Here is a 12,409-nt window from a genome sequence, read left to right as displayed (position 1 = left end):
CCTGCCTATGCTCCGATTCTCAAACCAGCCTCACGTCGACTCGTATTACGCCGCAACGGCCAACGACACCACCCGCCATCCCCCGCTCGAAGACGCTATTACCGTCGACGTCTGTGTCATCGGCGCCGGTCTCACCGGCATCTCCACCGCGCTGAATCTCGCTGAACGCGGCCACTCTGTCGCGGTACTCGAAGCATCGAAAGTCGGTTGGGCCGCGAGCGGCCGCAACGGCGGTCAATTGATCGGCGGTTTTGCGTGCGATATCGATACGTTCGCGAAGTTCATGCCCGCGGACGATGTGAAGCGCGTGTGGGACATGGGCATCGAAACGCTGGATATCGTGAAGGAGCGCATCGCGAAACATCAGATCGATTGCGATCTGACCATCGGCTATCTGACCGCGGCGAACAAACCACGCGATACCGACGCGCTGCAAAAATGGCGCGACGACGCGCAACGCCGCTTCGGCTACGACCGTTTCAGCTATGTCGACGCCGATCACATCGGCGAATACGTGCAGTCGCAACGCTATCTCGGCGGACTATACGATGCGGACAGCGGTCATCTGCATCCGTTGAATTACACGCTGGGTCTGGCGCGGGCCGCGCGCGCCGCCGGCGTGCGGATTTTCGAGGACAGTTGCGTGAGCGCGTTGCGTGAAGAAAACGGCCGGCATGTGGCCGAAACCGCACGCGGCAAAGTACACGCGCAATTCGTCGTACTCGCCTGCAATACCTATCTCGGCAAGCTCGCGCCGGATGTTGCCAGCAAGATCATGCCGGTCGGCACCTATGTGGTCGCTACCGAACCGCTCGATCCCGATCGCGCCGAAGCGCTGATGCCCGCGAAAGCAGCCGTATGCGACAGCCGCTTCGTGCTCGACTATTTCCGGCCCGCTCCCGACAACCGTTTGCTGTGGGGCGGCAAGGTCAGCTATTCGACGTTCGCGCCGCGCAACCTCGGTGAAGCGATGCGCCGCGATATGCTGAAGACTTTCCCGCAACTCGCCGACGTCAAAATCGACTATGCGTGGGGCGGTTTTGTCGACATCACCATGAATCGCGCGCCGCATTTCGGCCGGCTCTCGCCTACGGTGTATTTCGCGCAAGGGTTCTCCGGTCATGGCGTGAACACAACAGGGCTCGCTGGCAAACTGATCGCCGAAGCGATCGATGGCCAGGCGTCGCGTTTCGATCTGTTCGGCAAGATTCGTCACCGCGATTTTCCCGGCGGCGCTACACTGCGCACCCCTGCCCTCGTACTCGCGATGGCCTGGTATCGAATGAAGGACCTGCTTTGATGAATGCTCCAACGCCTCACATCAATACTCTCGACCGTCGCGCCGATGCGTTGATCGCGAACTCTTATTACGAAGCGAGCGTCGCGCGGCCGCTCGCCGACGATCCCGTGCTCGCGGGCACGCTCGAGGCCGATGTCTGCGTGATCGGCGCGGGCTTCTCCGGTTTGTCGGTGGCACTGGAATGTCGGGCACGTGGCTTGTCGGTGGTGGTGCTCGATGCGCATCGTCCGGGTTGGGGTGCGTCGGGGCGTAACGGCGGGCAAACGCTGGTGGGTTTCGCAAAAGACGAGATCATCGAACGGCAACTCGGGCTCGACGGCACGCGCGCTGCGTGGGCGATGTCGGTGGAAGGCGTGGCTTTGGTGCGCGAGCGCATCGAGCGCTACGGCATCGATTGCGATTTCACGCCCGGCTATCTGACTGTCGCGACCAAACCGAAGCGCGTACCCGATCTGCGTTCATGGATGGAATCGGCGTCGCAGCGCTGGGGCTATACGAAGCTCGCCTGGCTCGATACGGATGAAGTGCGCGCACGCGTCGCGTCGCGACGCTATCTGGCGGGCGTGTACGATCCGTTTTCCGGGCATCTGCACCCGCTCAAATATTGTCTCGGCCTCGCCGACGCCGCGCGTCGTGAAGGTGCGCAACTGTTCGCGCATTCGCCGGTGATCGAGGTGGTGCGCGGTGCGCGGCCTATCGTGCGCACTGCCGGCGGCGAAGTGCGCTGTCGCTTTGTCGCCGCGTGCGGTAACGCGACGATCGGCGATGTGTTGCCGGCTCCTGTGGCCGCGCGCATCGCGCCGATTGCTTCGTATATCGTGGCGACGGAACCGCTCGGCAAAGCACGTGCCGATGCACTGATAAAAGGCCGTGAAGCGATCTGCGATAACAACTTCTTTCTCGACTACTTCCGTTTGTCGGCCGATCATCGGGTGCTGTTCGGGGGACGGGCGAGCTCGACCGGTGCGTCGCCTGTGCAACTCGGGGAGGAAATTCGCAAGCGCATGATCGGCGTGTTTCCGCAACTCGCCGATGTGCGAATCGACTATGCATGGGGCGGTTTTGTCGATGTGACGCGCAATCGCGCGCCCGATTTTGGTTCGATCGATCCGAATTATTTTTATGTGCAAGGGTTCTCGGGGCATGGCGTGGCGTTGACCGGCATTGCCGGGCGTGTGATTGCCCAAGCTATGGCCGGAGAGACGGCTGCGTTCGATCTGTTTGCGCAGTTACGGCATGCGCGCTTTCCTGGCGGCGCGGCGTTGCGTGGGCCGGCGTTGGAGTTGGGGATGTTGTATCACCGGGTGCTGGAGTTGTTTTAGGGCGCGGGGTGGTGAGATGGCCGCGCCACCCTCCCGGCTATTTTCCGGGAGGATTTCGTCCCTGCAGGGCAGCCGTCAGCGCAGCGATGTATTCCCACGAGTATTTTTTCTTGTCGCTGATCTGCCATTGTGTTTTGAAGGTTGCGCGTGCCGAGCCGGTCTCTTTTCCATCAATCCCGTCTACTGCACCCGGATTGCGGCCGACGAGACGCAATGCGACTTGTTCGATACAGATAGCCTGCCGTCCACCGCTGTGCAAGGCGGCCCCCATACCAGCTTCAATCTGACTCAGGTCCAACTGGATGGTGCCTTTGAGAATACAAGGTTCGCCCCGCAAACTTCCTACCTCGCGATGGATCTCTATCTGCCTCCAGCCAACCTTGATCGGCTCACAAAGCGAAGTCGAAAACCCTGCCAATATCACTGGCAGCAGCACCGATACGCCAACCCATTTCAACCTGCCTCGTCCTGAATGCCCCAGGCTGCCGTATTCGTAGATGCTCTCAGTCAGCCATGCCTCGGAATGAACCGACCGGAATTCTTTGCCCCAATAGAAAGATGATTGATCGACTTGTCCAACGCAGATCAACTCCGGTTGCGGGGACATATAAAAGCGGTTGCCCGCAGCCAGCGAATGGGCGAAATTCAACGACAAACCAATCGTCTCGCCGGGCCGGCGGAGCCTGGACATGGAATACTCATTCAGATCGAATCCGGGTACCTCGTTCGGCGCTGTAAAGTCACGAAGAATCTGTCCCAGGAAATAGTGCACAGGTGATCGCGCAACCATTCTGAGTTCCGGCAATACGGCTTGCCACTCCGGCCCCGGATCCGTGAAGCGGCCCGGCTGGAAATAACTTAAGTCGGTGACAGACGTCAAAAACTCGTTCCAGAAATCGGCTAGAACCGATGCATGAAAGTACGTCATTTCAGTTCTGGAGTACGGCAGCTCCTCATCGTTCCAGCCTAAGAGGGCTGATTTGAGCTTGAACTCAAATGGCAAGTCGAATTGATCCCCGTCACCCTCGGAAAACGGGGAGTTCAAGTTCAGGCTGTCTGGCATGTTGGCTTCCTTTCAATATCATGTCCACGAACTATCTGGAATAGAGCGCATATCAACGTCCACCCGGCGTCAAACATGCAACGGCGCGTGCCATCCGCATTTCACTCCGGGTCACGAAACGATCTCTGTATTTCAAGCCGCGCGTTTAACCGTCCCCGTCACAGGAAAAGCAAGCGCTGCCGTCTCGCATCCCAGTTGATAGTACGCGTCGACAAAAGCCTTTGTCGAAAACTGATTGCGCGTTGGTTCATGCGGAAACTTCGGGTCAATCGAGCTTTGAAGTCGCATTCTCATCGAATGATGCTCCGTCACAACCAGCTTGAGGTAGGTCAGCTTTGCCGGCTTGTCGACACCGCGATAGCGAATATACCCTTCGAATTTCGACTGATGACACCTTCCCGGCGAGCGCTGCGGGAATAGTCCCGGAATATCGATCTCAGCTCCAAAATCATCCCGACACTTCTCCATCGCCAATGCAAGATCCGAGAACCGATACTCCGGGTCGCAACCGGCATCCACTACAATGATATCCATACATTGCCGGGCCACAAGTTCGTACAAGCCTAGATTCTCGAAATGACCGCCGTCGCTTAGACGGATCCATTTTTGCTTTATGCTGTTGCCACCGACAGCCGCAGCAAAATTAAGCACGAAAACTGGCCCCCCCTTGCGATGCTTTCTCTTGAAAGACGGGTTAATAACCCAGCTACAGAGTCCGATGTTGAACATGGTAGGCAGCCCATTCACAATTGGACTCTGCCGTGTGGGATGGACGTCCACTGCCGCTCCAGACGTGGTGATCAGCCTCCAGATCGTTTGATGGCGCCATACCGGTTTTTTCTCCCGGCCGGACGACCACGTCGCAGTTCTGAAATAGTCAAGGGACTGCGACCCGCAAAAGAAGCGGCTAATGCAAAAGTTCTCTCCGCCTCTGCTCCGGACAGGTTCCTCGCGAGTCCGCGGTGATTGAACAAAGCAGTTGATCAGATGGATCGGATCCCCTTGTTGGGCGCGGTTTCTCCAAATGGCATCGTCCCGGCCGTTACCAAACGCCGTCTGAAGGCTCTTGTAGTAAGTCACCAGAAATGGATTTAACCGGTTCGGACTGGCTAACAACGCCAGGAAGATCAGACCGAGACTAACGATATATAGACAAGCAAGAACGTCGTTCGTGTGGGTCTTGCCCGTACCGTCGATGACAAGGTGCAAGACGATCGCAAACGTCAGGACGATATTTGCCATCAATCCGAGAAACGACGCACGCTGGATACGTTTGATTAATGGATGGCTTAGCCCCAGACCGAGTAGGCCCAGAACAATCAGCCACGATAGGATCAACAGAATTCCCATCCCTACGCGGAGATTTGGCGGCAAGTATCCCGTCACCCAAGCCACCTGAATGGACCCAAAGAACACCGCGATAAAAAGCGTGAGTTTCCCGACCATACCGGGCATTCTCCACGTGCTGAGACTTATCACTGCCGAGGCCGCGCAGAATATCCCCGAGGCCCAGTTATCAACCGTCCTCGGATAGATATTAATCATCAGCGATGCGGACTGTCCGCATAGAAGCATGATCGGGGAAAACGTCAGCAAACCCGAGATCGATGCCGATATCACCAGCAAAAATAACGTCGCGGACTTGGATCTAAGATATCCATCGTCGTGACGAAGTTTGTCGACGACCATCTCCGCGCGTGTTTTCCCCGAGCCTTCCCCATCGAACTCACGTTCGAGAACGCTGGCGACCGCGTAACCGCCACCCGATACGCTCGATACGTAATCGAACTCTTTCCACATCCCGGATCGTTCAAGCCAGTTGAGAATACCGAGCGAAAAGCACGCCGACCGGATGCCCCCACCGGAGAATGCAATGCCTGAACGGTCGGTAGTGTGTGTTCCTGCGACACTTCTCCGGTTTCTCAAATACGCGGCCTCTTCTTCGTATACCTTAGACCTTTTCTCTCCGCTCATGGTAAAGGATTTCTCCTGCTGCTCTTTCTTCAAATTCAACTCCTCAAAGAAACACAACCTGTCAGGAGCAAATCCACGGCAGGACTATGTCGAATGAATAGACCCAAAAAGACGGCGCGGAACTATATAACCTCTTATCGACGATCACCCTAAAATCTTGAGCCAAGTCCATTATCCGGAGCGGGCCGCGCCCACGCCCACGGCCCCCCTTGGATGCGATAGCTGCCCCACCTGCTTTACTATTGCAGATTACCGGCATCATACTGTCGCCCTAGTCCATATCCCGCTTTCCAGGAGGCACCCGATGCCCGCCCAACTCACCCCCGACTTCGCGTCCCGATTCGCCAACCTCGCACTCGCCCATCTCACCCGCGAGTACCCGAACAAGCTGACGCATTCCCTGGACGGCCCGCAGGACGTGCAAGGCCCCCGCGCGTTGCATCCGATTTTCTACGGCAGCTACGACTGGCATTCATGCGTACACGGCTACTGGCTGATCCTGCATCTGCTCGACTGCTTTCCCGACTTGCCCGAAGCACCGCGCATCGTCGCCGTGGTCGACGAGCATTTCACCGCCGCGAATGTCGCGGGCGAACTCGCGTATCTCGACTTGCCGCACAATCGCGGCTTCGAGCGTCCGTATGGTTGGGCGTGGCTGCTCGCATTGAGCGCGCAACTCCACAAGATGAAGCTCTCCGATGCCGCGCGCTGGTCGCAAACCATCGCACCGCTCACCGAGGCTTTTGTCGAACGCTTCGAAGAATTTCTGCCGAAGGCAACCTACCCGCTGCGGGTCGGCACGCACTTCAACATGGCGTTCGCGCTGTCGCTCACGCTCGACTTCGCGCGGCAAACCTCGCGTGAGTCGCTCGAAGCGCTGGTAGTGAATACAGCAGAACGCTGGTTTCTCAACGACGTGGGCTGCCAGGCCTGGGAACCCGCCGGCGACGAGTTCCTGTCGCCCTCGCTGATGGAAGCAGAATTGATGCGTCGCGTGTTGCCGCCCGCGCAGTTCGTCACGTGGTTCGGCCGCTTTCTGCCGGATCTCGGCGCGAAGAAGCCCGCCACGCTGTTCGAACCCGTCACCGTGACCGATCGTACCGACGGCAAGATCGCCCACCTCGACGGCCTGAATCTGAGCCGCGCATGGTGTCAACGCTCGCTCGCGCGCTCGCTGCCCGCAGGCGACGTGCGGCGCACCGTGTTGTTCGATTCGGCAGAGCGACATCTACAAAGCGCTTTACAACACGTGGCGGGCGACTATATGGGGGAACACTGGTTGGGCACGTTCGCCACGCTCGCTCTGGAAGCGTAATCGCAGCGACAATTCAACACCCCGCATGCAAAACGGCGCCGCGGCGTAAATCGGTTAGGGCTATCAACCGATTTACGCCGCGGCGCCATTATCTCTTTCGCTGCAACTCGGCCGGCTAATCCACCGGCTTACACATCACTGCCCCGACAGCTTCTTGGGCTTCGGCGGCGCCTGAACCTTGTTGTACTGAAACTCGGGCGTAGCCTTCAACGCATCTTTAGTCGCACCGGCCAGATAGAAATTGCCCGAACGGATATCGAGCGCGGCGATCGGCACCGCGACGTCATGCGACGCTACACCAAGGAAGCCACCGGCCGACACGATCGCCGCGGACAACGAACCATCGGGAGCGACCACCAGGTCGCGAATCGAACCGATCTTCTCGTTCTGATCGTTGTACACGGCCTTGCCGAGAATGCTCTTCTTCACACTCCAGCCGCTCAGCAGCGCATTGGACTGCTCGACTGTCACGCTCAACGGTTGCGTGCCGGCGACTTGCGCCTGTGCACCAAAGCTGGTTGCAACCACCGCGACTACCACAGCAAGTTTGCTCAAGGTCATATCGTTCGCTCCGTTGTTAACAGACTTGACCGGCGCATTGTGCGCCGAAGGAATCGCTGCAAGGGGATCATACAGACTACGCATCGACCTTGCATTCAACTTGCTCCCCCGCATTGACGCATCGCATGCGCGAGTGCCCTCGAAGGCGCGAGCGTGACAACACATGTAAAACGGTAAAATCACTCGAGGCGATGATGCCCGTTTAGAGGTGGCGGTTTGACAGAGTTTGAACAGGGTTTCATTTTGACCCGACATTGGCGGGACACCGCGGCCGGCACAGAAGTCGATTTCTGGCTGGCGACCAACGGCGGCCCACGCCATGTACGCCTGCGTCCGCAGCCTTCAGTCGCGTTCGTACCCGCCGAGCATCGCGAGCGCGCCGAGACGATCCTGCGCCGCGACGCGCCGCTCGATCTGCGCCCGCTCGATTTGCGCGACTTCCAGCATCGTCCGGTGCTGGGCCTTTACTGCCCGCAGTACCGGCAATTGACCGGCTTCGAAAAACGCCTGAAGCAAGGCGGTGTCGACGTGTATGAGGCCGACGTGTTCCCGCATGAGCGCTACATGATGGAGCGCTTCATCACCGCGCCCGTGCTGTTCAGCGGCGAACCGCAAAAAAACGGCCCACTGCTGAACTGCGAATTGAAGCCGGCCACGGATTACCGGCCGTCGCTGAAATTGGTGTCGCTCGACATCGAAACCAGCGCTCACGCAGAGCTCTATTCGATCGCGCTCGAAGGCTGCGGACAGCGGCAGGTCTATATGCTCGGCCCGCCGAACGGTGTGACCGGTGAGCTCGACTTCGATCTCGAATACTGCGAAAGCCGCGCACAGATGCTGGAAAAACTGAATGCGTGGCTGGAACGGTACGACCCCGATGCGATCATCGGCTGGAATCTGGTGCAGTTCGATCTGCGCGTGTTGCAGCAGCATTCCGAACACTATCGCGTGCCGTTGCGGCTCGGCCGCGGCGGTGCGGTGATGGAGTGGCGCGAGCACGGTCTCAAGCAGAATCATTTCTTCGCGGGCGCGGCGGGCCGTCTGATCATCGACGGGATCGAAGCGCTGCGCTCCGCGACGTGGAGCTTCCCGTCGTTCAGCCTCGAACACGTCGCGCGTTCGGTACTCGGCGAAGGCAAGGCGATCGACAATCCGTATCAGCGCATGGACGAAATCCAGCGTCGCTTCGACGAAGACAAGCCCGCCCTCGCACGCTACAACCTGAAGGATTGCGAACTGGTCACGCGCATCTTCGTGAAGACCGAGCTGCTGCCGTTCCTGCTGGAGCGCGCCACCGTGACCGGCCTGCCGGCGGATCGCAGCGGCGGCTCGGTCGCCGCGTTCACGCATCTGTACATGCCGCGCATGCATCGGCACGGCTATGTCGCACCGAATCTCGGCGACGTCGCCGGTGCCGCGAGCCCCGGCGGTTTCGTGATGGATTCGCGCCCGGGGCTCTACGATTCGGTGTTGGTGCTCGACTATAAAAGCCTGTACCCGTCGATCATCCGCACGTTCCTGATCGACCCCGTAGGTCTCGTGGAAGGCATGCTCGATCCCACCGACGAACAATCGGTGCCGGGCTTTCTCGGCGCACGGTTCTCGCGTACCCGTCACTGTTTGCCGTCGATCGTCGCGCAGGTGTGGCAAAACCGCGAGACGGCCAAACGCGAGCGCAACGCGCCGCTTTCGCAAGCGCTGAAGATCATCATGAACGCGTTTTACGGCGTGCTGGGTTCAACGGGTTGCCGCTTTTTCGATCCACGCCTTGCGTCGTCGATCACGATGCGCGGCCATGAAATCATGCACAGCACACGCCGGCTGATTCAGGCACAGGGCTACGAAGTCATCTACGGCGATACGGATTCGACATTCGTCTGGTTAAAACACGCACATGGCGAGGAAGATGCGAGCCGTATCGGCCGCGAGCTCGTCGAACATATCAACGCGTGGTGGCGGCAGAATCTGCAGGAACGTTTCGGCATCGAGAGCGCGCTCGAGTTGCAATTCGAGCGGCACTACAAGCGCTTTTTCATGCCGACGATTCGCGGTGCGGAAGAAGGCAGCAAAAAGCGCTACGCCGGCCTGATCGTATTGCCGGACGGCAGCGAAGAGGTCGTCTACAAAGGGCTGGAAACCGTGCGCACCGACTGGACGCCGCTCGCGCAGCAGTTCCAGCAAGAGCTTTACCGGCGCATCTTCCAGCAACAGCCGTATCAGGACTACGTTCGCGACTATGTGCGCGATACGCTCGCCGGCAAGCTGGACGATCAACTGGTGTATCGCAAACGGCTGCGCAGACCGCTCGGCGACTATGAACGCAACGTGCCGCCGCATGTGCGCGCGGCGCGCGTGGCCGACGAGTTCAACCGCCGGCAAGGACGGCCGCTGCAATATCAGAACGGCGGCTGGATCAGCTATGTGATCACGACGGCCGGACCCGAGCCGCTGGAAACGCTGTGCTCCGCGATCGATTACGAACACTATCTGACGCGTCAGTTACAACCGGTGGCCGATGCGATCCTGCCGCTGTTGCGAGACGATTTCACTACGCTGATCAGCGGTCAGCGACAGTTGTTCTGACTCACGCAGGCTGCGAACCGTCGCGGTAACAGAAACAACACGAGCGAATGGAATAATTCCTCGCGCCAGGCGTTCTGGAATCGGGCGCAGGAAAATTTCCCCGACGGAAGCGCCCAATATCGCAACCCATCTGGAAAAAATCATGAAAATGAACCGCACCCTCTCCCTCATCGCGCTGACGCTCGGCCTCGGCTCGCCGTTCGTCGCATTCGCCGACGTGCTCAACCTGCAGGCCGATCTGACCGCGGCTTCCGAAGTGCCGCCCAAGGCAAGCGACGGCCGCGGACAATTGACGGGCACCTACGACACGTCGTCGAAAGAATTGAGCTGGCATGTGGTCTACGCGGACCTGACCGGCCCGGCGACCATGGCGCATTTCCACGGCCCGGCGCCGGTCGGCAAGAATGCGGGCGTGATGATTCCGATCGACGCAAAAGACCTGCCGAGCCCGATCGACGGTCACGCTACGCTGACCGACGCGCAAGCCAAGGATCTGTTGGCCGGCAACTGGTACTTCAACGTGCATACCGCAAAGAATCCGGGCGGCGAAATTCGCGGCCAGGTCGGGACGGCGAAATAACGCGCTGCAGCGCAACGCTGGCGCACGAATCGGCTACCGGGAAATCTTCTCCAACTCGAGCCCCTTCGTGCGCGGCCCCATCAAACCGATCGCCAGCATCACGATCAGCATCGCGCCGGCGATGAACACGAACACGCCGCTAGTGCCGAAGTGCTTCAACACCGCGGCAATCAGAAACGCCGTGAAAATCGCCGAAAAGCGGCTCCACGAATAGACGAAGCCCACGGCGCGCGCACGGATGCTGGTCGGAAAAAGCTCGGTCTGATATGCGTGGAAGCTGTACGAAATGATGTTGCCCGCCAGTGTCAGACACACGCCGAGGCTCACCAGCAACACCGCGCCTGCGGCCTGACTGAACCACAAGCCACAGACGATATTCACGGCCGCCATCACCACGATCACCGTTTTGCGCTCGAAGCGGTCGCCAATGAAAAGGCCAATCACCGGACCGAGCGGCGCTGCCAGCGCGATCACGCTCGAGTACATCAGGCTCGTGGTGATCGTGATGCCCTGCTTGATCAACAGCGTCGGCACCCAGTTCGCGAAGCCGTAGAAACCGACTGTCTGGAAGATATTGAAGATCGTCATCATCAGCGTGCGGCTGCGGTACGGCGGCACCCACATGTCGCGGAACCGGCCGCGCGGCGCAACCGGCACCGGTGGCGCGGGCGGCGGCAGTTCACGGCCGTACTCGCTGCGCACCTTCGCTTCGAGCTCGCTCATCACGCGGTCGGCTTCGGCCAGACGGCCTTGCTGCGCGAGCCAACGCGGGCTTTCCGGCAACGCGCGCCTGATCCACCAGACGAACAACGCGCCGTGCGCGCCGATCAGCACGACCCAGCGCCAGCCGTCCAGACCGAACGGCGCACGCGGCACCAGCAGATAGGACAGGAACGCCACCACGGGAACCGCCGTGAAACCGACGGCCTGCTCGCACGCGAATGCGCGTCCGCGAATCTGCTTGGGCACGAGTTCGGAAATGTATGTGCCGATCGTCACCAGTTCCACACCGATACCGATGCCGGCGACGAAACGCCAGAAGTTCAGTCCGGTGGCCGTTTCCTGAAACGCCATCACGACATTGGCCGCCGTGTACCACAGCAGCGAATACGTGAACACCGCGCGACGCCCGAAGCGGTCCGCCAGAAAGCCGCACGCGATCGTGCCGATAAACAGCCCGCTAAATAGCGCCGCGATGAAACTCGCGACGCCGGTCGAGCCGAACAGGCCGTGCGTGGTCGACGTGAGCAGGCCGCTTTTGACGAGGCCTGGCGCGACATAGCCGGAATACAGCAGGTCGTAGAGTTCGAAGAAGAAGCCGAGGCTCAGCAGCACGACCAGCGTCCAGATGGAACGCGTGGCGGGCAAGCGGTCGAGGCGCGCGGAAATGCTGCCGGCGTCGAGTGTGGCGCTCGCGGGCGCGGCGGAGGCCGTTGCGGAAAACGCCGCACTGCTGGCGCCGCGCGCGACGGACCCGGCGTGATCGGGTGAAGTCATATTGTCTTGTCTCCAATGTCGACCAGAGTTCGCGCTTTAGCGCGTTACTCTGGTCCCATGCAAAGCTGTCGACCAGAGTTCGCGCTTTAGCGCACTACTCTGGTCCCATGCAAAGCTGTCGACCAGAGTTCGCGCTTTAGCGCACTACTCTGGTCCCATGCAACGCCTAGCCGGTCTTGCGCCGGCCTTGGGTACTTTTGCGCGTCACGCGCAC

At 59.8% G+C, this 12,409-nt stretch carries 9 protein-coding genes; 5 read left to right on the top strand and 4 right to left on the bottom strand.

Annotated elements, in window-relative coordinates; all coding sequences use genetic code 11:
- Positions 1-7: 7 nt before the first annotated feature.
- The gene (locus PQQ51_RS19125; protein ID WP_408498364.1) at positions 8-1,300 is read left to right on the top strand and encodes an NAD(P)/FAD-dependent oxidoreductase; all 1,293 of its coding nucleotides are present in this window, start codon (positions 8-10) and stop codon (positions 1,298-1,300) included.
- Positions 1,300-2,622, top strand: a complete 1,323-nt coding sequence (locus PQQ51_RS19120) for an NAD(P)/FAD-dependent oxidoreductase (RefSeq protein WP_408498363.1) — start codon at positions 1,300-1,302, stop codon at positions 2,620-2,622. Before PQQ51_RS19125 ends, PQQ51_RS19120 begins: the two co-directional genes overlap by 1 nt.
- Before the next feature lie 37 nt (positions 2,623-2,659).
- Here the strand turns inward: PQQ51_RS19120 and PQQ51_RS19115 are convergent, their stop codons facing one another.
- Complete coding sequence (locus PQQ51_RS19115; protein WP_408498362.1) at positions 2,660-3,685, bottom strand: hypothetical protein; 1,026 nt, start codon at positions 3,683-3,685, stop codon at positions 2,660-2,662.
- Positions 3,686-3,817: 132 nt separating this feature from the next.
- Positions 3,818-5,692, bottom strand: coding sequence for a patatin-like phospholipase domain-containing protein (locus PQQ51_RS19110; protein WP_408498361.1), 1,875 nt, complete (start codon positions 5,690-5,692; stop codon positions 3,818-3,820).
- 271 nt (positions 5,693-5,963) lie between these two features.
- On the opposite strand from PQQ51_RS19110, the gene PQQ51_RS19105 reads away from it, so the two are divergent.
- Positions 5,964-6,974: a DUF2891 domain-containing protein gene (locus tag PQQ51_RS19105; protein WP_408498360.1), complete on the top strand. Its 1,011-nt coding sequence runs from the start codon at positions 5,964-5,966 to the stop codon at positions 6,972-6,974.
- 135 nt (positions 6,975-7,109) lie between these two features.
- Here the strand turns inward: PQQ51_RS19105 and PQQ51_RS19100 are convergent, their stop codons facing one another.
- On the bottom strand, positions 7,110-7,535 hold the full coding sequence (locus PQQ51_RS19100; protein ID WP_408498359.1) for a PRC-barrel domain-containing protein: 426 nt from the start codon (positions 7,533-7,535) through the stop codon (positions 7,110-7,112).
- A 216-nt stretch (positions 7,536-7,751) separates the two neighbouring features.
- On the opposite strand from PQQ51_RS19100, the gene PQQ51_RS19095 reads away from it, so the two are divergent.
- Both PQQ51_RS19095 and PQQ51_RS19090 read left to right on the top strand, forming a co-directional pair.
- The gene (locus tag PQQ51_RS19095) at positions 7,752-10,118 is read left to right on the top strand and encodes a DNA polymerase II (protein ID WP_408498358.1); all 2,367 of its coding nucleotides are present in this window, start codon (positions 7,752-7,754) and stop codon (positions 10,116-10,118) included.
- A 142-nt stretch (positions 10,119-10,260) separates the two neighbouring features.
- On the top strand, positions 10,261-10,698 hold the full coding sequence (locus tag PQQ51_RS19090) for a CHRD domain-containing protein (RefSeq protein WP_408498357.1): 438 nt from the start codon (positions 10,261-10,263) through the stop codon (positions 10,696-10,698).
- A gap of 33 nt (positions 10,699-10,731) precedes the next feature.
- On the opposite strand, the gene PQQ51_RS19085 is transcribed toward PQQ51_RS19090, so the two are convergent.
- Positions 10,732-12,195: an MFS transporter gene (locus PQQ51_RS19085; protein ID WP_408498356.1), complete on the bottom strand. Its 1,464-nt coding sequence runs from the start codon at positions 12,193-12,195 to the stop codon at positions 10,732-10,734.
- Positions 12,196-12,409 lie beyond the last annotated feature (214 nt).

The sequence above is a fragment of the Paraburkholderia xenovorans genome, assembly GCF_046030735.1.
GTDB lineage: Bacteria > Pseudomonadota > Gammaproteobacteria > Burkholderiales > Burkholderiaceae > Paraburkholderia > Paraburkholderia xenovorans_A.
The sequence above is the reverse complement of the archived record's forward strand: the minus strand, read 5'-3'. Positions and strand labels throughout refer to the sequence as shown.

Excerpts from the sequence above, each read along its gene's own strand:
- PQQ51_RS19125 (WP_408498364.1), top strand. The coding sequence starts at position 8 with ATGCTCCGATTCTCAAACCAGCCTCACGTCGACTCGTATTACGCCGCA.
- PQQ51_RS19120 (WP_408498363.1), top strand. The coding sequence starts at position 1,300 with ATGAATGCTCCAACGCCTCACATCAATACTCTCGACCGTCGCGCCGAT.
- PQQ51_RS19105 (WP_408498360.1), top strand. The coding sequence starts at position 5,964 with ATGCCCGCCCAACTCACCCCCGACTTCGCGTCCCGATTCGCCAACCTC.
- PQQ51_RS19085 (WP_408498356.1), bottom strand. The coding sequence starts at position 12,195 with ATGACTTCACCCGATCACGCCGGGTCCGTCGCGCGCGGCGCCAGCAGT.
- PQQ51_RS19090 (WP_408498357.1), top strand. The coding sequence starts at position 10,261 with ATGAAAATGAACCGCACCCTCTCCCTCATCGCGCTGACGCTCGGCCTC.
- PQQ51_RS19100 (WP_408498359.1), bottom strand. The coding sequence starts at position 7,535 with ATGACCTTGAGCAAACTTGCTGTGGTAGTCGCGGTGGTTGCAACCAGC.
- PQQ51_RS19115 (WP_408498362.1), bottom strand. The coding sequence starts at position 3,685 with ATGCCAGACAGCCTGAACTTGAACTCCCCGTTTTCCGAGGGTGACGGG.